The sequence below is a fragment of the Nocardia sp. NPDC003693 genome (assembly GCF_053981095.1).
The window spans coordinates 1-19,756 of record NZ_JBSFNO010000049.1 but is presented as its reverse complement, the minus strand read 5'-3'; the positions used below and the strand labels follow the sequence as shown (position 1 = coordinate 19,756).

Below are 19,756 nucleotides of genomic sequence, written 5' to 3'. Positions count from 1 at the left end.
GCAGCGCTATGGATTTCGATCTCACCACTGAACAGGAAATGCTGCGCGACACCGTGCGCGACGTGCTGGCCCGCGCCTACACCCCCGAGCGGCGCACCGAGGTCATCGGCACCGAGCTCGGCTGGGACCAGCAGCTGTGGCGCACCTTCGCCGAAATCGGCCTGCTCGGGCTGACTTTCGCCGAGGAGGACGGCGGCATGGGCGCGGGACCGCTGGAGGCCATGCTGGTATTCACCGAGATCGGCCGCCGCCTGGCGCCCGAGCCGCTGCTCGACTGCGCCCTGCTGCCCGGCGGGCTGATCTCGCACATCGGCGCGGACGCCCAGCGCAAGGAACTGCTGCCCAAGATCGCCGACGGCGCGCTGCGCGCGGCGTTCGCGCACAACGAGCCGGGCGTGCGCTGGCCGTCGCGCGAGATCGCCACCCGGGTGGTCGCCGACGGTGAGAGCTGGACCATCGCCGGGCGCAAAAGCACCGTGCCGCACGGTGATTGCGCCGAGCTGCTGATCGTCAGCGCGGCCCTGCCCGAGGGCGGTACCGGCCTGTTCCTGGTCGATCCGGTCGGCGCGGGCGTGCGGCGCACCCCGTACCGCACCCACGACGGGCAGCGCGGCGCGGACATCGAGTTCGACGGCGCGCGGGCCGAATCGCTTGGCGCCGCCGCCGATGTCACCGACGTCATCGAGTCCGCCTTCGCCCACGCGCAGGCCGCGCTGTGCGCGGAGGCGATCGGGGCGATGGAGGAATCGCTGCGGCTCACCGCGGACTACCTCAAGACCCGCAAGCAGTTCGGGGTGCCGCTGCGCTCGTTCCAGACGCTCACCCAGCGGGCCGCGGACATGTACGTCTCGCTGGAGCTGGCGCGCGGCATGAGCATGTACGCCTCGATGTCCCTGGCCGACGGCGTCGCCGATCCGGTCGTGGCCTCGCGCGCCAAACTGCGGGTCGGGCGGTCGGCCCGGCACATCGGCCAGGAATCGATTCAGCTGCACGGCGGAATCGGCATGACCGCGGAGTACCCGGTCGGGCACTACACCGCCCGGCTCACCGCGATCGAGCATTCGCTCGGCGACTCCGGCGATCACCTGCGCCGCCTGGGCGGTCTGGTCGGCGACCACCAGATGGTCGAAATCTGATGCGGGCGGCGATCGGCCGCGCCCGACGCCCTCGTCGCTCGGGCACCACGCGGCCGATTGCCGTTCCGGACACGGTGCGCCCGCCGGGGTCGCCGCCGATGGCGGTGATCAGCCGGGCGTCCGGGCCGAGGCAGGCCACCGCGAGCCCGGCCCCGGCGGCCCGCGCGATCGTGGGCGGCCGGCTCGGATGCGCGGTGCCATCCCGGATATCCCGCGCTACGAACACATGTGGCGGGCGGGGGTGTCGACCGGTGGACAGGCTGATCCCCGCGCGCATCGCTCCGCCCCAGATCAACGAGGCCATGGATCTGCTCGCCGACGGTTCGGCCGTGCGGCAGGTTATTGTCTTCGACCACGGCGACAAGGAGATTCGATGACGACCGCGACCGTCCCGCGGGGCATCGGCGATGCCCTCACCGACCTTCCCGTTGGTCATTTCATCGGTGGCCACTGGACCGATGACCCGACGCTCATGCCGGTGGAGAATCCGGCCACCGGCGAGATGATCGCCGCGGTGGCCGACGCCGACGCGGGCACCGGCATGGCCGCGCTCGACGCGGCGGTCGCCGCGCAGGAGTCCTGGGCGGCAACGAATCCGCGCACGCGGGCCGATCTGCTCATGCGCGCCTTCGACCTGCTGCACGAGCGGGCGGACCGCATCGCGACGCTGATCACGCTGGAGATGGGCAAGCCGTATGCCGAGGCGCGCGGCGAGGTGTCCTACGGCGCGGAGTTCCTGCGCTGGTTCGCCGAAGAGGGCGTGCGCGGCGGCGGCGACTACTTCCGCGCGCCGGCCGGTGATCAGCGCATCGTGGTGACCCGCCAGCCGGTCGGCCCGGTGTACGCGGTCACCCCCTGGAACTTCCCGCTGGCCATGGCCACCCGCAAGATCGCGCCCGCGCTGGCGGCCGGGTGCACCGTCGTGCTCAAGCCCGCGCCCCAGACCCCGCTCACCGCACTGGAATTCATGCGGGTGCTCGCGGACGCCGGGCTGCCGGCGGGCGTGGTCAACTGCGTGACGACCTCCAACGCCGCCGAGGTGTCCACGCCGATCATCACCGATCCGCGCCTGCGCAAGCTCACCTTCACCGGCTCCACCGTGGTCGGGCGGCTGCTGCTGGCCCAGGCCTCGCGCCGAGTGCTGCGCACCTCGATGGAACTCGGCGGCAACGCGCCCTTCGTCGTGCTCGAATCCGCGGATCTGGACAAGGCCGTGGCGGGCGCGGTGACGGCGAAGATGCGCAACACCGGCCAGGCCTGCGTCTCGGCGAATCGGTTCCTGGTGCACGAATCGCTGGCCGCCGAATTCGGCGATCGCCTCGCGGCCGAGCTGTCCCGGCTGCTCGTGGGGGACGGTCTCGCACCGGGCACCCGGGTCGGCCCGCTGATCGACAGCGCCGCGGTGGACCGCGTCACCGGACTGGTGCGCGACGCCGCCGACCGCGGCGCGAAGGTGCATACCTGCGCCGAGATCGACGCGGGCGCAGGGTATTTCGTCGCGCCCACGGTGCTGACCGACGTCGATCCGGACGCGCGGATCTGGCGTGAGGAGATCTTCGGACCCCTCGCGCCGATTCGCACGTTCGCCACCACCGCGCAGGCGCTGGCCGCCGCCAACGACACCGAGGCCGGTCTGGTCGGCTACGTCTACGGTGAGAACCTCGGCGAGACACTGCGATTCGCCGAGGGTCTGCAGGCCGGCATGTGCGGGGTGAACACCGGCATCATCTCCGAGGTGGCCGCGCCGTTCGGCGGCGTCAAGGCGTCCGGATTGGGCCGCGAGGGCGGCAGTGCGGGTCTGGAGGAGTACCTCGAGGTCAAGTACATCGGTGTCGCGCTCTGAGGTCGCCGCGTAACTGATCGAGCGGGCCCGGGTGCGGGCTCGCTCGATCCGGAAGTCATCGAGAAGCGCTGTCGGAGAACAGTGCTCGCAGCGCCCGGGTGATCGCCCGCGAGGCTTCGGCCTGGGTCAGGCCCCGCCGTTCGATCAGCTGGTGCCGGTACGCCCAGCCCACCGACGCCTCGACCAGGTCCAGCAGCTGCTCGTCGCGTACCCCGTCGCGGTCGAGTTCCGGGGCGAACATCACCCCCAGAGCGTCGCGAATACGACTGTCGGTCAAGCGCATCCGGGCATCGAGCTCGGGGATGTTGTGTGATTCCAGGAGGCCCAGCAGCCGGGGATTGCGCTGGGCGGCGTAGATCAGTTCGGCGCGCTGGAGCACCGCGTCGATGCGCTCGGTCAGCGGCAGGCTCGGGTCCGGGGTCGCGATGAGCGACTCCACGTACTCCGATTGCGTCTCGACCGCGGCGAGGCGCAGATCGTTGCGGCCCGGGAAGTGCACGAAGATGCTGCGCTCGGAGACGCCCGCCCGCTCGGCGATGTCCTTGGAGGTCGGGGCGAAGGTGCCGTCCTTGACGGCGGCGAGCAAGGCCTCCACGATCGCCGCCCGGGTCTGTTCGGGATTGCGCCGCCGCCGCGCGGCCGTGCCTTCGCTCATGCCGTCATCCGATCACAACCGCGCCCGATGTAGTCGGCGGGGTCGGGGCCGCAGTACGTGGTCACTATTGCAGTCTAACTGCAATAGTGTGTACAGTGGCGGAAGCGGCAAATTTCGAGACGCCTGAACTCGGCGATTGATATCGCCTATTTGCCGGCCAGCTGCGGTGATATGTCCCGCGCGTCAATCGTTATCGAGAAAGTAGCGAATATTCGGCAAACAGCTGCTTGGGTGGTTGTGACCGAGTTCGAGTGTTCGCGCGAACCGGAGAAGGAGACCGAAGTGGTCGACGGCGGTCAGGTCAATCAGGGTCCGGAACACGGCGGGCGGGTGTCGCGGCGCGGCATGTTCGGCGTCGGCGCGGCGGCGCTGGCCGCGGTGGGCGTGGGCGGCGCGCTGACCGGCTGCGGTTCCGGCGACGACGAGGTGAACCCCTCCGCCACCCAGACCGACCCGACCGACGCCATCGCCTCGGCCAACCGCGAGGTCGCCGAGACCATGCCCTTCTCGGACACCACCGACTTCGCCGACGCCGACCGCGGCTTCGTCGAGGCCCTGCGACCCGGGGTGATCAAGGACGCGCAGGGAAAGGTCATCTGGGACACCGACTCCTACGGGTTTCTGCAGGGCACCTGCCCCTCCTCGGCCAATCCGAGCCTGTGGCGCCAGTCCCAGCTCACCGTGAAACAGGGCCTGTACGAGGTCGCGCCCGGCTTCTACCAGATTCGCGGGCTGGACCTGTCGAACATGACGATCATCGAGGGCGACACCGGCGTCGTCGTCATCGATCCGCTCATCTCCAACGAGACCGCCGCGGCCGGGCTGGCGCTCTACCGCCGGCATCGCGGTGACAGGCCGGTCACCGGGCTCATCTACACCCACTCGCACGTCGATCACTTCGGCGGTTCGCTCGGGGTGACCACCCGCGAGGACGTCGAGGCCGGTCGCTGCCCGGTCATCGCGCCCGCCGGACTGCTGGAACACGCCGTGGCGGAGAACATCTACGCGGGCACCGCCATGTCGCGGCGCGCGGCCTACATGTACGGCGCGGCCCTGCCGCGCGGGGAGAAGGGCCAGATCGGCGCGGGCCTGGGTCAGACCACCTCGATCGGCACCGTGAGCCTGATCGATCCGACCCTCGACATCACCGCCACCGGCCAGGAGCAGGTGATCGACGGGGTGCGCATGGTGTTCCAGCTGACCCCCGGCACCGAGGCGCCCTCGGAGATGAACCTCTACTTCCCTGACCGCCGCTATCTCTGCATGGCCGAGAACGCGACCCACACGCTGCACAACATCCTGACCCTGCGCGGCGCGCTGGTGCGTGATCCGCACGTGTGGTCCAAGTACCTCACCGAATCCATCAACCTCTACGCGCGGCAGTCCGATGTCGTGTTCTCCTCGCACCACTGGCCGGTGTGGGGCACCGACAAGATCGTGGAATACATGTCGCTGCAACGCGATCTGTATGGCTACCTCAACGATCAGACGCTGCGCATGCTCAACCAGGGCTACGTCGGCAGCGAGATCGCCGAGCTCATGCAAGTGCCCCCGACCATCGAGAAGGCCTGGTACACACACGGTTACTACGGGTCGGTGAGTCACAACGTCAAGGCCATCTACCAGCGGTACATGGGCTGGTTCGACGGCAATCCCGCGCACCTGTGGGAGCACCCGCCGGTCGAGAGCGCGCAGCGGCACGTCGATGCCATGGGCGGCGCGAACGAGACCCTGCGCAAGGCCCAGAAAGCCTATGACGCAGCCGATTTCCGGTGGGCCGCGACGCTGGCGAACTACGTGATCTTCGCCGACGCCGGCAACGAGAAGGCCAAGAACCTGCAGGCGAGCGTGTACGAGCAACTCGGCTACGGCTCGGAGAACGCCACCTGGCGCAACTTCTACCTCTCCGGCGCGTACGAGCTGCGCAACGGCCCCTTCGGCACGCCCACCGCCGCCAACTCCAAGGGCCTGCTGGCGGCGCTCACGGTGGATCAGGCCTTCGACGCGATCTCGCTGTTCATCAACGGACCCGAAGCCTGGGACGCGCGCATCGTGACCGACTGGAAGTTCAGCGATCAGCAGGACCGGGTGCACCGCGCCGAACTGCGCAACGGCGTGCTCGTGCACTACGAGCGCCGCCCGGACGACGGGCTGCCCGCCCCGGACGCGACCGTCACCCTCACCCGCGGGGCCTTCATCCAGAACATGATGGCGGGCGGGGACATGAAGGCCGCGGTCGCCAAGGGCGACGTCGCGATCGACGGCAATCCCGCGGTCCTGGTCGAGTTCAAGGGCTTCATCGACAAACCGGATCCCAATTTCGCCATCGTCACCCCGTGAATCACCACAGGAGGCAAGCAGTGAGCAGTGCGATTTCCGATCCCAGCCCGTTCATCGTCGAGCAGAACAGGCGGGCGGGCGAAGATCCCGGACTGACCGACCCGCGGGACCAGCAGGACGCGGACCGCGGTTTCATCGCGGCGCTCGAACCGGGCATCGTGCACAACGCCGACGGGAAAGTCGTGTGGGACAACGATTCCTACGGCTTCCTGACCGGTTCCTGCCCATCCTCCGTGCATCCGAGCCTGTGGCGGCAGTCCGGGCTCAACATCCGGCAGGGGCTGTACGAGGTGACGCCGGGGATCTATCAGATTCGCGGCCTGGACCTTTCGCAGATGACGATCATCGAGGGCGACACCGGGGTGATCGTGATCGATCCGCTGGTCTCGGCCGAGACCGCGGCCGCCGGGCTCGCGCTGTATCGCGAGCACCGCGGCGACAAGCCGGTGACCGGGCTCATCTTCACGCATTCGCACGTCGATCATTTCGGCGGCGCGCTGGGTGTCATCAGCGTCGAGGAGGTCGCCGAGCGCAAGGTGCCGGTCATCGCGCCCGCCGGATTCCTCGAGCACGCCGTCGCCGAGAACGTCTACGCCGGAACGGCTATGGCGCGGCGCGCGGCGTACATGTACGGCGCGGTGCTGCCGCGCGGGGAGAAGGGCGGGCTGGGCTCCGGGCTCGGGCAGACGCCGTCGCTGGGCACCGTCACCCTCATCGCCCCGAATCTGGATGTGACGCACACCGGTCAGGAGGAGACCGTCGACGGCGTCCGGATGATCTTCCAGATCACCCCGGGCACCGAGGCGCCCTCGGAGATGAACTTCTACTTCCCGGATCACCGCGCGCTCTGCATGGCCGAGAACGCCACGCACACACTGCATAACCTGCTCACCCTGCGCGGTGCGCTGGTGCGCGATCCGCACGTGTGGTCGCAGTACCTGACCGAGTCGATCAACATGTTCGGTCGTGACTCCGATGTCGTGTTCGCCTCGCATCACTGGCCGACCTGGGGCACCGATCGGCTGGTGGAGTACATGTCCATCCAGCGCGATCTGTATGCCTACCTGCACGATCAGACGCTGCGCCTGCTGAACCAGGGCTACGTCGGCTCCGAGATCGCCGAGATGATCGAGCTGCCGCCCGCCGTCGCCGGCGACTACAGCACCCACGGCTACTACGGGTCGGTGAGTCACAACGTCAAGGCCATCTACCAGCGCTACATGGGCTGGTACGACGGCAATCCGGCGCACCTGTGGGAGCATCCGCCGGTCGAGCAGGCCGTGCGCATGGTCGACTTCATGGGCGGGCCCGAAGCCGTGGTGGCCAAGGCGCAGGCCGCCTACGACCAGAACGACTACCGCTGGGTCGCGCAGGTGCTGAACTACGTCATCTTCGCCGACCCCTCGAACGAGGCCGCGAAGGCGTTGCAGGCCAGTACTTTCGAACAGCTCGGCTTCGGCGCCGAGAACGCGACCTGGCGCAACGTGTTCCTGATGGGCGCCTACGAGCTGCGCAACGGCAACGTCGGAACGCCCACGACGACCGACGCGCCGACCATGATGGCGGCACTGAGCATCGAGCAGGTCTTCGACGCGATCTCCCTGCGCCTGGACGGGGTCAAGGCGTGGAACGAGAAGGCCGTCAGCGACTGGCGTTTCACCGATCTCGACCGCACGCACCGGCTCGAACTACGCAACGGCGTCCTGATCCACTACGACCTCCCCGAGGGCGGCGGGCTGCCCGCCCCCGAGGTGACCTTCACCCTGACCAGGGCGACCCTGATCGGTGTGCTGCTGGCCGGTCAGGACATTCAGGAGGCCATCGCATCCGGTGCGCTGAGCATCGACGGTGACGTCCAGAGCTTCCTGAAGCTCACCGCCCTGTTCGACGAGCCGGATCCGAACTTCGCGATCGTGACCCCCTGAGACCTCGTCCTCGCACCCCGCCCGCAAACCCGGGGTGCGAGGGCGAGCCGGTCACAACCCCTCGGTGGCCGCCGCGAGGCCCTGTCGTCGAGCACCCGGCAGGGCCTTCGTGGTGTCCGGCGCGCCCTCCCGCGCCGTCACGTCATCGTCGGGGGAACAGTCTCAGGGGTCGTGAATCATCCTCCGCTCGAGCGGTTTCGGCCGCCTGCGAGGGCCGGATGCGTACGGCGGCGCTGAAGAGCTGGTACTCGGCGGGCGGTACGCACACCTCGCGATAGGGATGCCGGGGCTCGACCCGGCGCTGCGGCCCGGGGATCACCACCCCGCGGCGCGTCTCGTCGCCCGCGGTGGCCGCGGCCCCCTCGGTTTCCTGCGCGCGAACCCAGCTCTGCATGGCAGAGGAGTCCAGGCTCGGCAATAACTCCACGGCCCGCTCCCACTCCAGGCCCTCCACCTGGTGCGGGTCGGTGACCGCGGTCACGACAACGGCGTACGCCGTGCCGACGGTGTTGTCCGCCATGCGGATCTACCCCCTGTCCATGCTCTGCGGTTAATCTCCGGCGTTGCGCGGGGAATGTTCAGGATACTTTGAAAGATCTTGCACTACTGCGACTTTCATAGTTCCCGCAGGTAGGTTGCGTGTGACTACCACCACCATCAGTGTGCTTCGGGTCACAGCGCTGGAATAGTGCGGTATAAGCTCGTGTTCAGCTGGTTGACATATCCACCAAAAGTGGAAGCGAGCCCGAGGAGGCCCCCGTGCAGTTCGGAATCTTCACTGTCGGCGATGTGACCATGGATCCGACCACCGGCCGGACCCCCACCGAGGCCGAGCGCATCAAGGCCATGGTCGCCATCGCGCGCAAGTCCGAGGAGGTCGGTCTCGACGTCTTCGCCACCGGTGAGCACCACAACCCGCCCTTCGTCCCGTCTTCGCCGACCACGATGCTCGGCTACATCGCGGCGCAGACCGAGCGCATCATCCTGTCCACGTCCACGACGCTGATCACCACCAACGACCCGGTGAAGATCGCCGAGGACTTCGCGATGCTGCAGCACCTGGCCGACGGCCGGGTGGATCTCATGCTCGGGCGCGGCAACACCGGCCCGGTCTATCCCTGGTTCGGCAAGGACATTCGCGACGGCATCGCGCTGGCCATCGAGAACTACCATCTGCTGCACCGGCTCTGGCGCGAGGACGTCGTCGACTGGGAGGGTAAGTTCCGTACACCGCTGCAGGGCTTCACCTCCACCCCGCGCCCGCTGGACGACGTCGCGCCGTTCGTGTGGCACGGCTCGATTCGCAGCCCCGAGATCGCCGAGCAGGCCGCCTACTACGGCGACGGGTTCTTCGCGAACAACATCTTCTGGCCGAAGGAGCACTTCAAGCGCCTCATCGAGCTGTACCGCCGCCGCTACGAGCACTACGGGCACGGCGCCGCCGACCAGGCCGTCGTCGGTCTGGGCGGACAGGTGTTCATGCGCAAGAACTCCCAGGACGCGGTGAACGAATTCCGGCCCTACTTCGACAACGCGCCGGTCTACGGGCACGGGCCCTCGCTCGAGGACTTCACCGAGCAGACCCCGCTCACCGTGGGCAGCCCGCAGCAGGTCATCGACAAGACCCTGACCTTCCGCGAGAGCTTCGGCGACTACCAGCGCCAGCTGTTCCTCATGGATCACGCGGGCCTGCCGCTGAAGACCGTGCTCGAGCAGCTCGACCTGCTCGGCGAAGAGGTGGTTCCGGTGCTGCGCAAGGAGTTCGCGGCCCTGCGTCCGGCCCATGTGCCGGAGGGTCCGACCCACGCGGCCCTCGTCGCCGCGCGCGACGCCGCCGCGCAGCCGGAGTCCACCGTCGAATCGCAGAACAGTGAGGTGACCGCATGACCCGCATCGCCGTGGTGACCGCCGGGCTGTCGCAGCCGTCGTCGACCCGATTGCTGGCCGATCGCCTGATGGCCGCGACCGCGGCGGGCCTCGCGCCCGAATCGGTCGAGTTCGACGTGATCGAACTGCGCGATCTGGCGCACGGTCTGGCCGACAACCTGCTCACCGGATTCGCCGCCGGCCCGCTGCGCGACGCCATCGACAAGGTGGTGGCCGCGGACGGCCTGATCGCGGTCACCCCGATCTTCACCGCCTCCTACAGTGGCCTGTTCAAGACCTTCTTCGATGTGCTGGAACCGGATTCGCTGGTCGGGAAGCCCACGTTGATCGCGGCCACCGGTGGTACCGCCCGGCATTCGCTCGCGCTCGAACACGCGGTGCGGCCGCTGTTCGCCTACCTGCGCGCGGTGGTCGTGCCGACCTCGGTCTACGCCGCGTCCGAGGATTGGGGCACGGGCGGAGTCGATTCCGGGGCCGGCGCCGGACTGGGCGATCGAATTCTGCGGGCGGCAGGTGAATTCACGGATCTGGTGGCGCGCCGCCCCGGCGGAGCCAAGCCCGACCCGTACGCCGATCCCGTGCCGTTCGAGCAATTGCTTCGAAATAGCTGACTAGTATGCACTGCGAACGGTAACCCGTTCCGTACGACGGCACCTCCTCCGAACACCGACGTCTCGAACGAAAGTGGGTAGGGCAATGGCTGAATCCTCCTCGGGAAATGGCACGGGTACCGCCCGGGAGGTGCTGCCCGCCCTGCCCCTGGACGCCTGGCGGCCGACCAAGGAAACCCTGCACCGGTACTGCCAGATCGTCGGGAAGGTGGCGCTGGCCAAGGGAATCCGCCGCAACCACTGGTGGCACATGACCTTCCGGCTCACCGCCCGGGGCTGGACCACCGTGCCGCTGGGCACCGCCACCGACGGCCCGGTCTTCACCTGCGAATTCGACTTCTTCGACCACGTGCTGCGGATCTCCACCGATCGCGGCGTTCAGGAAGAGGTCGAACTGGGCGAGCAGTCGGTGGCGAGCTTCTACACCGAGACCCTGCGCGCGCTGGACAACCTCGGCATCGACGTGACCATCGTGCACCCCACGCCCTACGACCTGCCCGATCACGGCCGGCCGTTCGACGAGGACGAGGAGCATCACCACTACGACCCGGTCGCCGCCCAGCGCGCGTTCCGGGTGCTGAGCCAGGTCGGGCGGGTGCTCGAGGAATTCAGCGCCGGCTACTCGGGCAAGATCAGTCCCGTCCAATTGTTCTGGCACACCTTCGATCTCGCGGTGCAGCGGTTCTCCGAGAACAAGGTGCCGATGGGGGAGAGCGTGGACCCGGTGACCCGCGAGGCGTATTCGCGCGAGGAGATCAGCGCCGGGTTCTGGTTCGGCGACGACAAGGTCCCCGAACCCACCTTCTACTCCTACACCGCGCCCGAACCCGCCGGGCTGACCGATGTCCCGCTGTCCCCGGCCGCCGCCCGCTGGGTCCCCTCGGGCTCGGCACACGCGGCCTACTACGCCTACGACGCGGCGCGGGCGAGCGGCGATCCGGCCGGGGCGGCACTGGAATTCCTGCGCTCGGCGTACGCAGCGGGCTCTAAACTCGCCGGTTGGGACGCGCCCGCCCTGGCCTGCCCGGGCGGGATCACCGACCCGGTGCTGCAGGAGGTCTGGCGCGGCTGGCCGGAGTAGCGGCTAGGCCAGGAACTCCACCAGCGCCGCGGAGAATCCCGGATCGACGGTGGCCATCAGGTGATCGCCCGGCACCACGGCCAGGATCGCGTTCGGGAAGGCGGCGGCCAGGCGTTCGGGTTCGGCGGCGAGCGGATCGGCATCGCCCGCGAGCACGAGGGTGGGCACGGTGATGTCGGCGACCGTCTTGATCGGGGCCTCGCTGAGCCCGCCCACGAGCGCGGTGATGGCTTCGCGGTCCGCGCCCAGGGCGTCGGCCAGAATGCGGAACATGGCCGCGCGCGGCGGGGCGGTGGAGCCGTCCCCGCTCATCGCCGCCACGATCTCGTCCGGATCGATGGCCCGCCAGTCGATGCCGCCGCAGTCGACGACGCCGGAACCGATGCCGCCGATGGCGAGCCTGCGCACCCGGTCATCGGCCTGCGCGACCAGCAGCGAGATGATGCCGCCCATCGAATAGCCGACCAGCGCAACCTCTTCCAGGCCCAGTTCGTCGAACAGCGCCCGCATGTCGTCGGCCATGGCCTGCCACGAATAGCGGGCCGGATCGTGTGGCTTCTCCGAGCGCCCGTGCCCGCGCGCGTCCAGCGAGACGACGCGATGACCGGCGGCCTGCAGCGCGGCGACGACGCCCACGCTCATCCAGTTCGCGTTCGTGTCGGCCACGACGCCGTGCTGCAACACGACGGTGGAGCCCTCGCCCTCCCACACGCGGTAGTTGAGCTGCAAGCCGTCCCAGGTCGTGAACTTCGCCATCGGGCCGATGTTAGCGGCGGTTCGCTGGACCGGGAAGGGCGCGGCGCGGTTTTGGCGGTCCGTGCGCGCCGGCTCGGAGCTACATGCGAGCCATGATCGCGCGCGGCAGCAGCGGGATGGCCGAAGCCAGTACGCGCCACGGCCATTCGGGCACCGAGGTGCGCACCGATTCCCGTTCGATGGCCTTGACCATGGAGTTCACGCCCTTGTCCAGGGGCGCGAGCAGGGTGGTGTCGCCCGCCTTGTCGGCCATGTCGGTGGCGATGTAGCCCGGCTGGATCGTGGTCACCTTCAGGGGCGTGCCGCGCAGTTCGATGGCCAGGCCCTCGCCGAGGGCGGTGAGCCCGGCTTTGCTCGCCGAGTACGCCGCCTTCTTCCCCGGGAGCCCGCGCACCGCGCTCACCGAGGAGATGAGCACCAGGTGCCCGGCGTTCTGTTCGCGGAACACGCTCAGGGCGGCCTCGGCCTGGGCCAGGGCGCTCACGAAATTGGTGGTGGCGGTGGCGAGGTTGGCGTCGGCGCGGCCGGTGCCCACGCGTGCGCCCTTGCCGATGCCCGCGTTGACGATGACCCGGTCCAGGCCGCCCATTTCCTCGCGCAGTTCGGCGAAGACCTTGGGAATCGCCGCGTGATCGTCGACATCCAGGGGGCGCACGGCCACGGTGATGCCGGGGTGGGCGGCCAGGAGTTCGGCGCGCAGTTCCTCGAGATTCTCGACGCGCCGCGCGCACAGCGCCAGATCGCGCCCGCGACGGGCGAATTCGCGGGCCATGCCCGCGCCGAGCCCGGAGCTCGCACCGGTGATGAGAATCTTGCGCCTGGTCATGACCGCCACCCTAGCCGTCGTCAGCCGAAGGACCCGGTGGACGGCGGGTTGGGATCGAGTCGCCAAACCCCGCAGTTGTCGGTGCGGAAGGCGACGTCGCTGGGTTTGATCACGATGCGCAGGTTGCGCACGCGGGTGAAATCGCTGGCGATGATGTAGTAGTTCGGATCGTTGTAATCGGTCTCGGTCTGCACTTTCCACAGCCGTTTCCAGAAGCAGGCGACGGCGGGATCCGGCGAGCCCTCGGTGATGTAGGTGCCGGGCTGGATATCGACGTTCACCAGGTACAGGCCGTCCGGGATTTCGGTGGCCGGCTGCGCGGCCGCCGTTCCGGACAGGGTCATCGTCAGCGCGGAAGCCACGGCCCCCGCGGTCATGAGCACACGTGCGCGCACGGTGTTTCCTCCCTCGAAAACTCACTGCACCGCACGTCGCGACGGTGCGAGCGCGGCCTGGGCGATCCCCGAATCTCCCGGGTGGGGTTTATCAGAGATTACGGTCGGTTTTGTGCGATTTCGGGTAATTCATTGTGTTAACGCGGCTTTCGTTGCGCGCTATGGCGCAATAGCTTTTTGAAGCAAAAACGTTTCACCTAGTGGCGTGTTCGGCATATCCATTCCGGTGGTTCGGATCGTGTCGGAATTGGGTAGGAATCACCGATGCTCTTTGTGGCCTTGGCAACGATATTCAGGGCATGAGAAGACTCCGACCCCTCGCGGACAGCGCTCCTACCAGCACCTCTGCCACCTGTGCCCCCCGCTGCGCGGGCCTGTGCACCGATTCCGGCCTCTCGGCCATTCTGACCGCCGACAAGGCGCTGCTGCACTGGCGTGCCATGCGTCGACTGGGTGATACCGGCCTGGCCGAGCACGCGGTTCAGGAAACGCTGCTGCGTGCCTGGAAAGCGTGCGCGAGCTACAACCCCGACCGGGGCAGCGTGCGCACCTGGCTGCTCACCATCGAGCGCAATATCCTGACCGACATCGCCCGGGTGCGCGCGGCCCGGCCCGGTGACACGCACTGGGACGAACTCGGCGACGCCGTCGAGGGCCGCAGCGCCGGGCCCGACTTCGCCGACGGTCTCGCCGACGGCATGCTCGTCGCCGAACTGCTGGCCCAGCTGCCCGACGCCCAGCGCGACGCGGTGGTGCAGGTGATCCTGCGCGACCGGGCCTACCAGGATGTCGCCGCCGATTTCGGCGTGCCGGTCGGCACCGTGAAGACGCGCGTGCACTACGCCCTGCGCTCGCTGCGCAAGCTTCCGCTCAGCGCCTGATCCGCGGTTCCCCCACCTGGTGAACCTCGGGCCCGGCTGCCCCGTCGAACAAGTGTGGCGACCCAGCCCGGTCCGCCCAGAACCAGGAGTACTCCTCATGACCGAACACGCTCCCGCGTCCGGAATTCGCTTCGACCGCCGCACCGCCCTGGCCGCCACCGGCGCCGCCGCGACGGCATTGACCGTGGCCGCCTGCTCCTCCTCCGGCGGCTCATCGTCCTCCGATACCGCCGGCACCGATAAGGGCCGGACCCCCACCGAATTGGCTCGCACCGCCGATGTTCCGGTCGGCGGCGCCCTGATCGCCGGCGATACGGTGATCACCCAGCCCACCGCGGGCTCGTTCCAGGGTTTCTCCTCCACGTGCACGCATCTGGGCTGCAAGGTCACCGAGATCAACGCGGCGACCATTCGCTGCGCCTGCCACAACAGCAGCTTCAACCTCGACGGCACGGTGGCGAGTGGTCCGGCGCCCCGGCCCCTGGACACCCGCGCGATCCGCGTGGACGGCGACCGGATCGTCAGCGGCTGACGCGCCTCCCGGAGGTCGGCGTCGCACCGGCTACCGTGAGGTCCATGGCGAAGATCGCGGTGATCGGCGGGGGCCGGATCGGGGCGGCGCTCATCTCGGGGCTACTCGAATCCGGTTGGGCCCGTGACGATCTGATGATCGTTGGTCGCGAACAGGGGCGCGCGGACGCCGCCGGGCAACGGCTGGGGGTGCGCGCCACGGTCGACACCGCGGCGGCCGTCCGGGCATCGGATCTGATCGTGCTCGCGGTGAAGCCGCACGACGTGAACGAGGTACTCGCCGGCGTCGGCGCGGCCGAGCCTGGTGCGCGAGTGGTGGTGTCCCTGGTGGCGGGCGTGCCGATCGCGCAGTTGGAGGCCCGGCTGCCGGCCGGCGTGCCGGTCGTGCGGGCCATGCCGAACACCCCGATGATGGTGCGGCGGGCCATCACCGCGATGGCGCCGGGCCGCCGTGTCACCGCCGGGCAGCTCGAACTCGCGTCCCGCATGCTGCGATCCGTCGGCGAGGTGGTGATCATCGACGAGTGCCGGATGGACGCGGTGACCGCCGTCTCGGGCTCCGGCCCGGCCTACTTCTACGTGATCGCGGAGGCGATGGTCGACGCCGCGGTACAGCTGGGCCTGCCACGCCCCCTGGCCCTGGAGTCCGTCACCCAGACGATGCGGGGAACCGCTGTGCTGCTTCGGGATTCGGGCCGCACCGCCGCGGATTTACGCGCCGCCACTACCGCCCCGGCGGGCGCGACCGCCGCCGCCGTGCGGGAGCTGGAGCGCTGTGGGTTGCGCACGGCGCTGCACGAGGCGGTTCGCGCGGCGGAGAGCTGCGCGGCGGAGCAGGGCGCGCGGACGTCCTAGCGCCGCCGAGCTTTCCGGTCAGAGAATGCCGAGCTTCTCGCGTTCGGCGTCGACCAGGTCGTCCGGGAACTCTTCCGGGTCCACCCCGAGCCCGGAGTGGTCGAGGGCGTCGTAGTCCCGCGCGATCAGCAGCACCCGCAGATCGTCGGGTATCGGCCGTCCAGCCGCTCGCGGGAGAACTCGGCGAGCCGTGCGTCGTACATGTGTGTGTCCCCGAGGTGCGTGGCGATCCTGGCGTCAACGTAACAGCGTTGTCCGACAAGGCATCCCGGGAGCCGCGCTCGCGCACCGGGGCCGCCTCCCGACTTACGCGGCGGCGAGCAGTTGTTCGCGGAGGATGTCGGCGTGACCGGAGTGGTGGGCCAGCTCGCGCAGGACCTGGAGGTAGACCCAGTGCAGGGTGCGGGGGCCGGAGCGGTGGCCGGTCACCACGGTGTCGAGGGGGAGGGGGGAGGCCAGGGTGCGGGCGGTGGTGCAGGCGGCGCGGTGGGCGGCGGTGACCGAGGCGATCGTGTCCTCGGGGGTCAGGCGGAAGGAATCATCGGGGGACTGGACCAGGCCGAGATCCCGGCGCGTCCGGCCGCCGACGCATTCCTCGAACCACACGCGCTGCATCCAGGTCACGTGTTTGAGGAGGCCGAGAAGCGTTGTCGCGGACGGGACCAGACGGCGGCGAGCCTGCTCCTCCGTGAGGCCGTCGAGAGTCTGTTCGATCGAGGCGCGATAGTCCTCGATGAATGCCTCGAACTGAGTGCGGTCATCCGCCAGCGGCACATCGAACGCGCCCATCGGTCTCCAATCACGCTGCGGCGCCGAGTCGCCGGGGTCGGATGCGTGCGATCGTCCCCGCCGTGCGGCCGGGAACAATCCACTCGCGAACTCCAACGTAGTCGCGCGGTCGCCGTCAGCGCGGGGCCACACCGCAGCGCGTCAGCGCAGTTCCTCGACCAGGCCGATGATCACTCCGGCCGGGCCGTACACGTACGCATAGCGGTACAGGTCCTCGTACTGTGCCACCTTGCCGACGAGTTCCGCCCCGTGCGGGCGCAGGCGCGCCAGCAGATCGTCCACATCGTCCACGGCGAAGGTCAGGCGCGGAATGCCCGGGGTGTTCACCGGGGCCGGCGGCGCGGCGGGACGATTCGCGGGGGAGCGGAAGGTCGAGAGTTCCACGCGCGCTTGGCCATCCGGGGTGCGCACCACGGCGATGTCCGCGCTGACCCCATCCAGGCCGAGTAATTCGTCGGCCCAGGGGCCGCCCACGCTGGCCTCGCCCTCGAGCTCCAGGCCGAGTTCGAGGAAGAAGGCGACGGCGGCGGCGAGATCGTCGACCACGTATCCGGCGTGATCCAGTCGGCGAACGGTCATGACGCGCTCCTCGTATCGATTCCGATGATGCTCGCGTAATCGGGCAATTCGACGCCGTTGATCGCGCGATCGATCAACTCCATGTCGAAAGCCGGCTCCTGGTCCGGCGCGGGTGGTTGGAGAATGCTCTGCACGTGCAGCCGCCCGATCTCCTGATTGGCCTCGACGAAGTCGCGCATGTGCCGTTCGTACGCGGCGAACGCGACAGCCGGATCCCAGTTGTTGGCGGCCAATTCCCCGGCGAGCAGGTACGCGCCGATCAGGGCCAGCCCGGTGCCCTGCCCCGACATCGGCGACGCGCTGTAGGCCGCGTCCCCGAGCAGCACCACCCGGCCGCTGGACCAGCTGTCCATCACCACCTGGGCGACCTGATCGAGATAGAAATCGGGGGCGGTATCGGCGTGCGCGAGAATGCGCGGGGTCAGCCAGCCCATATCGGCGGTGTGCTCGCGCAGCAGCTGCTTCTGCGCCGCGATATCGCGATGATCGACATCGAATTCGCCTGCGGGAAAAGAGAACATGGCCATGGCCCGCGTCGCATCCGGCACCGGCCGCAGCCCGGCCGTGCGGCCGCCATCGTGGAAGTCCAGCAGCCAGCGCTCCAGCCCGAACTCATTGGGCACGGTGTAGAAGGCCAGGGCCAGCCCGAGGTGGTGCAGGTACTTCTCACGCGGGCCGAAGACCATGGCGCGCAAGGCCGAATGCAGCCCATCGGCGCCGATGACCAGATCGAAGCGCCGCCGATCGCCACTCTCGAAGACGACATCGACGCCGTCGGAATCCTGAGTGAGTGCGGCGATCCGATCCCCGAAGATGTACTCGACGCCATCGCGAGTGTCGTCGTACAGCACCCGCGACAGATCCCCGCGCAGGATCTCGATCTCGGAGATATAGCCGTCGCCGCCATCGTCCTCAGCGCTGAAGGTCTCGAGCACCGCGCCGTCCGCGTCCACCGTGTGCGCGCCGGCGGTCTCGGTGCGAGCCGCCCGCACGGCCGCGTCGAGGCCCATGCGCGCGATGACATCCTTGGTCACTCCGCGCGCGTCCACGGCCTGCCCGCCGGGCCGGAGTTCGGGCGCCCGTTCCACCACGGTCACCTCCGCGCCCCAGCGGCGCAGCCAGTGCGCCACCGCGGGCCCTGCGATGCTCGCTCCCGCCACCAAAACCCTGGTACCGCTCATACCGCGCCTCCATTCGCGATTCGGGTCATCGCCGAATCGGCCGCTCCGCACGCCGCTGTCGGCGCGCACAGAGATGACGACGAGTGCCGAATCCGAAAGTAATCGGTGTGGGGGAGATCTGCGCGAACGAGTCACCGGGTGATGCGGCGGCATGTGCCGCCGCCTCGATCGTCAGGCGGCCTGCGGGCGGGGGAGCAGCAGTGCCCGGCCGCGTGCCAGTACCCGCGCCAGATCCCGGTAATCCGCCAGATCCACATAGCGCGGGCGAACGCGCCGCAGGCGGGAGCGTTCGGGTTGTTCGCACATCAGGACGAGATTCGCGGTGGTGGTGACCACGAGCTCGCAGCCCGGCCCGCAACCGCGCCATTGGCCGCGGCAGCCGCCGATATCCCAGCCGATCACGCTGATGGACGGCCGCAGGCCCGGACCCGCCGGCCGCGAATGCATGGTCGGCCGAATGCCCGCGGCGGCGAGTTCGGAGATGAACGACTGGATTTCGGCTCGCGCCCGAGAGCGTGCGTCGAATTCGTTTCGCATGTCGCGCCTTTCGGCCTGTCCCCATCGACAGGGGGTTCTGAACTGAGATTTGCCCCACCTCGATGTGCCGAAACGCCTGCGCCGCAGGTTGTCCGGATTGGTACTTCTGAGGGGGGTGAGGCGGGGGTTGCTTCTTGATGGCCGGCTGGATCGGGGGGCCTGGGTGACGAAGTCCCGGCGGGGCACGTCGAGTGCCGCGATGGCAGTTGGGTGCGCCACCGCAGGAAAGAAGCCCGGATAACGGAGTTCCGGCGGGGGCACGTCGGGAGACTCGGTGGCGGTTGGGTGCCTTGCCGGGGGAGAGATGCCTGTACAACGAAGTACCAGCGGGAAGACGTGGGTGCCTCGGTGGCGGTTTGGGTGCCCTGCCGGGGGAGAGAAGCCTGGAGAACGGAGTCCCGGCGGGGGCACGTCGGGAGACTCGATGGCGGTTGGGTGCCCTGCCGCAGGAAAGAAGACAGGACAACGGAGTACCAGCGGGGGCTCGCCGGGAGACTCGACTGCGGTTGGGTGCCTGGTTGGGAGAGGACGCCTGGATAACGGAGTACCAGCCGGGGCAGGTTGGGTGCCTCGGCGGCGGCTCCGGCCCTCCCGGGCCGATACACGGGATCGAAGCCCCTGGATGCGTGGCCGAGTTTCGAACTCTGGACCGGGCGCGGCAATCACCGCCAGAGCCATCACCTGTTGTGCTGATGACGAGTCTTTGTCTGTAGGTCTCGAAAAGGTTCCCACGGCCGGCCAGCCCGGCGGGGAGGGTGAATGGGCTCTCGGCTGGGGAGCCATAGGTTGGGTACGGCAGGCGAGGTAACCAGCACTGCCGCATCTGTTTTGCCTGCTCTCCCGAACCCCGCTGGAAGATGCGGGGTGGGTGTGGGTGTGGAGAACGACAACTCGGAACGGGAAGGCACGCGGCGGCCGGGGGTGGGCGTATCGGGCCGGAACCGTGCT

20 protein-coding genes are annotated in these 19,756 nt (G+C 68.9%); 11 read left to right on the top strand and 9 right to left on the bottom strand.

The genetic code is table 11. The annotated features are described in order from the left end of the window. Positions 1–8: 8 nt before the first annotated feature. From ACWDOP_RS34565 to ACWDOP_RS34555, 3 genes are all read left to right on the top strand, one after another. Positions 9–1,136 (top strand): acyl-CoA dehydrogenase family protein, encoded by a 1,128-nt coding sequence (locus ACWDOP_RS34565; protein WP_456348430.1) that lies wholly within the window; start codon positions 9–11, stop codon positions 1,134–1,136. Positions 1,137–1,387: 251 nt separating this feature from the next. Further along, complete coding sequence (locus tag ACWDOP_RS34560) at positions 1,388–1,513, top strand: hypothetical protein (RefSeq protein WP_456348429.1); 126 nt, start codon at positions 1,388–1,390, stop codon at positions 1,511–1,513. Beyond that, positions 1,510–2,979 carry an NAD-dependent succinate-semialdehyde dehydrogenase gene (locus tag ACWDOP_RS34555; protein WP_456348428.1) on the top strand — a complete coding sequence of 490 codons (1,470 nt, stop codon included), beginning with the start codon at positions 1,510–1,512 and terminating at the stop codon, positions 2,977–2,979. The genes ACWDOP_RS34560 and ACWDOP_RS34555 overlap by 4 nt, the downstream gene beginning before the upstream one ends. Positions 2,980–3,034: 55 nt before the next feature. Here the strand turns inward: ACWDOP_RS34555 and ACWDOP_RS34550 are convergent, their stop codons facing one another. Next, positions 3,035–3,634: a TetR/AcrR family transcriptional regulator gene (locus ACWDOP_RS34550; RefSeq protein ID WP_456348427.1), complete on the bottom strand. Its 600-nt coding sequence runs from the start codon at positions 3,632–3,634 to the stop codon at positions 3,035–3,037. A 498-nt stretch (positions 3,635–4,132) separates the two neighbouring features. On the opposite strand from ACWDOP_RS34550, the gene ACWDOP_RS34545 reads away from it, so the two are divergent. Continuing rightward, positions 4,133–5,974 carry an alkyl/aryl-sulfatase gene (locus tag ACWDOP_RS34545; RefSeq protein ID WP_456348458.1) on the top strand — a complete coding sequence of 614 codons (1,842 nt, stop codon included), beginning with the start codon at positions 4,133–4,135 and terminating at the stop codon, positions 5,972–5,974. Positions 5,975–5,994: 20 nt separating this feature from the next. Continuing rightward, on the top strand, positions 5,995–7,899 hold the full coding sequence (locus tag ACWDOP_RS34540) for an alkyl/aryl-sulfatase (protein ID WP_456348426.1): 1,905 nt from the start codon (positions 5,995–5,997) through the stop codon (positions 7,897–7,899). Between the two features lie 142 nt (positions 7,900–8,041). Here ACWDOP_RS34540 and ACWDOP_RS34535 read toward each other — a convergent pair whose 3' ends face one another. Next, positions 8,042–8,419 (bottom strand): hypothetical protein, encoded by a 378-nt coding sequence (locus ACWDOP_RS34535; protein ID WP_454201310.1) that lies wholly within the window; start codon positions 8,417–8,419, stop codon positions 8,042–8,044. Between the two features lie 239 nt (positions 8,420–8,658). Between ACWDOP_RS34535 and ACWDOP_RS34530 the strand changes: the two genes are divergently transcribed. The 3 genes from ACWDOP_RS34530 to ACWDOP_RS34520 all read left to right on the top strand — a co-directional run bounded on the left by ACWDOP_RS34530 (position 8,659) and on the right by ACWDOP_RS34520 (position 11,478). Next, positions 8,659–9,786 (top strand): LLM class flavin-dependent oxidoreductase, encoded by a 1,128-nt coding sequence (locus tag ACWDOP_RS34530; protein WP_456348425.1) that lies wholly within the window; start codon positions 8,659–8,661, stop codon positions 9,784–9,786. After that, positions 9,783–10,397: an FMN reductase gene (locus ACWDOP_RS34525; RefSeq protein ID WP_456348424.1), complete on the top strand. Its 615-nt coding sequence runs from the start codon at positions 9,783–9,785 to the stop codon at positions 10,395–10,397. Before ACWDOP_RS34530 ends, ACWDOP_RS34525 begins: the two co-directional genes overlap by 4 nt. A gap of 85 nt (positions 10,398–10,482) precedes the next feature. Beyond that, entirely contained in the window at positions 10,483–11,478 is a 996-nt protein-coding gene (locus tag ACWDOP_RS34520; RefSeq protein WP_456348423.1) for a DUF5996 family protein, read from the top strand. A 3-nt stretch (positions 11,479–11,481) separates the two neighbouring features. Here ACWDOP_RS34520 and ACWDOP_RS34515 read toward each other — a convergent pair whose 3' ends face one another. From ACWDOP_RS34515 to ACWDOP_RS34505, 3 genes are all read right to left on the bottom strand, one after another. Beyond that, positions 11,482–12,234: an alpha/beta fold hydrolase gene (locus ACWDOP_RS34515; RefSeq protein ID WP_456348422.1), complete on the bottom strand. Its 753-nt coding sequence runs from the start codon at positions 12,232–12,234 to the stop codon at positions 11,482–11,484. Between the two features lie 79 nt (positions 12,235–12,313). Continuing rightward, complete coding sequence (locus ACWDOP_RS34510; protein WP_456348421.1) at positions 12,314–13,060, bottom strand: SDR family oxidoreductase; 747 nt, start codon at positions 13,058–13,060, stop codon at positions 12,314–12,316. A 20-nt stretch (positions 13,061–13,080) separates the two neighbouring features. Further along, a complete protein-coding gene (locus ACWDOP_RS34505; RefSeq protein WP_456348420.1) occupies positions 13,081–13,455 on the bottom strand; it encodes a hypothetical protein in 375 nt (124 codons plus the stop codon). A 299-nt stretch (positions 13,456–13,754) separates the two neighbouring features. Between ACWDOP_RS34505 and ACWDOP_RS34500 the strand changes: the two genes are divergently transcribed. The 3 genes from ACWDOP_RS34500 to proC all read left to right on the top strand — a co-directional run bounded on the left by ACWDOP_RS34500 (position 13,755) and on the right by proC (position 15,722). Further along, positions 13,755–14,336, top strand: coding sequence for a sigma-70 family RNA polymerase sigma factor (locus tag ACWDOP_RS34500; RefSeq protein ID WP_456348419.1), 582 nt, complete (start codon positions 13,755–13,757; stop codon positions 14,334–14,336). Between the two features lie 97 nt (positions 14,337–14,433). After that, complete coding sequence (locus ACWDOP_RS34495; RefSeq protein ID WP_454201302.1) at positions 14,434–14,868, top strand: QcrA and Rieske domain-containing protein; 435 nt, start codon at positions 14,434–14,436, stop codon at positions 14,866–14,868. Positions 14,869–14,912: 44 nt separating this feature from the next. Beyond that, a complete protein-coding gene (gene proC, locus ACWDOP_RS34490) occupies positions 14,913–15,722 on the top strand; it encodes a pyrroline-5-carboxylate reductase (protein ID WP_456348418.1) in 810 nt (269 codons plus the stop codon). Positions 15,723–16,028: 306 nt separating this feature from the next. Here the strand turns inward: proC and ACWDOP_RS34485 are convergent, their stop codons facing one another. The 4 genes from ACWDOP_RS34485 to ACWDOP_RS34470 all read right to left on the bottom strand — a co-directional run bounded on the left by ACWDOP_RS34485 (position 16,029) and on the right by ACWDOP_RS34470 (position 18,808). Further along, positions 16,029–16,511: a DinB family protein gene (locus ACWDOP_RS34485; RefSeq protein WP_456348417.1), complete on the bottom strand. Its 483-nt coding sequence runs from the start codon at positions 16,509–16,511 to the stop codon at positions 16,029–16,031. A 141-nt stretch (positions 16,512–16,652) separates the two neighbouring features. After that, a complete protein-coding gene (locus ACWDOP_RS34480; RefSeq protein WP_456348416.1) occupies positions 16,653–17,090 on the bottom strand; it encodes a VOC family protein in 438 nt (145 codons plus the stop codon). Then, a complete protein-coding gene (locus ACWDOP_RS34475) occupies positions 17,087–18,271 on the bottom strand; it encodes an FAD-dependent monooxygenase (RefSeq protein ID WP_456348415.1) in 1,185 nt (394 codons plus the stop codon). The genes ACWDOP_RS34480 and ACWDOP_RS34475 overlap by 4 nt, the downstream gene beginning before the upstream one ends. Before the next feature lie 171 nt (positions 18,272–18,442). Next, positions 18,443–18,808 carry a hypothetical protein gene (locus ACWDOP_RS34470; protein ID WP_456348414.1) on the bottom strand — a complete coding sequence of 122 codons (366 nt, stop codon included), beginning with the start codon at positions 18,806–18,808 and terminating at the stop codon, positions 18,443–18,445. Between the last annotated feature and the right edge of the window lie 948 nt (positions 18,809–19,756).

Excerpts from the sequence above, each read along its gene's own strand:
- ACWDOP_RS34565 (WP_456348430.1), top strand. The coding sequence starts at position 9 with ATGGATTTCGATCTCACCACTGAACAGGAAATGCTGCGCGACACCGTG.
- ACWDOP_RS34555 (WP_456348428.1), top strand. The coding sequence starts at position 1,510 with ATGACGACCGCGACCGTCCCGCGGGGCATCGGCGATGCCCTCACCGAC.
- ACWDOP_RS34550 (WP_456348427.1), bottom strand. The coding sequence starts at position 3,634 with ATGAGCGAAGGCACGGCCGCGCGGCGGCGGCGCAATCCCGAACAGACC.
- ACWDOP_RS34545 (WP_456348458.1), top strand. The coding sequence starts at position 4,133 with ATGCCCTTCTCGGACACCACCGACTTCGCCGACGCCGACCGCGGCTTC.
- ACWDOP_RS34535 (WP_454201310.1), bottom strand. The coding sequence starts at position 8,419 with ATGGCGGACAACACCGTCGGCACGGCGTACGCCGTTGTCGTGACCGCG.
- ACWDOP_RS34525 (WP_456348424.1), top strand. The coding sequence starts at position 9,783 with ATGACCCGCATCGCCGTGGTGACCGCCGGGCTGTCGCAGCCGTCGTCG.
- ACWDOP_RS34520 (WP_456348423.1), top strand. The coding sequence starts at position 10,483 with ATGGCTGAATCCTCCTCGGGAAATGGCACGGGTACCGCCCGGGAGGTG.
- ACWDOP_RS34515 (WP_456348422.1), bottom strand. The coding sequence starts at position 12,234 with ATGGCGAAGTTCACGACCTGGGACGGCTTGCAGCTCAACTACCGCGTG.
- ACWDOP_RS34510 (WP_456348421.1), bottom strand. The coding sequence starts at position 13,060 with ATGACCAGGCGCAAGATTCTCATCACCGGTGCGAGCTCCGGGCTCGGC.
- ACWDOP_RS34500 (WP_456348419.1), top strand. The coding sequence starts at position 13,755 with ATGAGAAGACTCCGACCCCTCGCGGACAGCGCTCCTACCAGCACCTCT.
- ACWDOP_RS34495 (WP_454201302.1), top strand. The coding sequence starts at position 14,434 with ATGACCGAACACGCTCCCGCGTCCGGAATTCGCTTCGACCGCCGCACC.
- proC (WP_456348418.1), top strand. The coding sequence starts at position 14,913 with ATGGCGAAGATCGCGGTGATCGGCGGGGGCCGGATCGGGGCGGCGCTC.
- ACWDOP_RS34485 (WP_456348417.1), bottom strand. The coding sequence starts at position 16,511 with ATGGGCGCGTTCGATGTGCCGCTGGCGGATGACCGCACTCAGTTCGAG.
- ACWDOP_RS34480 (WP_456348416.1), bottom strand. The coding sequence starts at position 17,090 with ATGACCGTTCGCCGACTGGATCACGCCGGATACGTGGTCGACGATCTC.
- ACWDOP_RS34475 (WP_456348415.1), bottom strand. The coding sequence starts at position 18,271 with ATGAGCGGTACCAGGGTTTTGGTGGCGGGAGCGAGCATCGCAGGGCCC.
- ACWDOP_RS34470 (WP_456348414.1), bottom strand. The coding sequence starts at position 18,808 with ATGCGAAACGAATTCGACGCACGCTCTCGGGCGCGAGCCGAAATCCAG.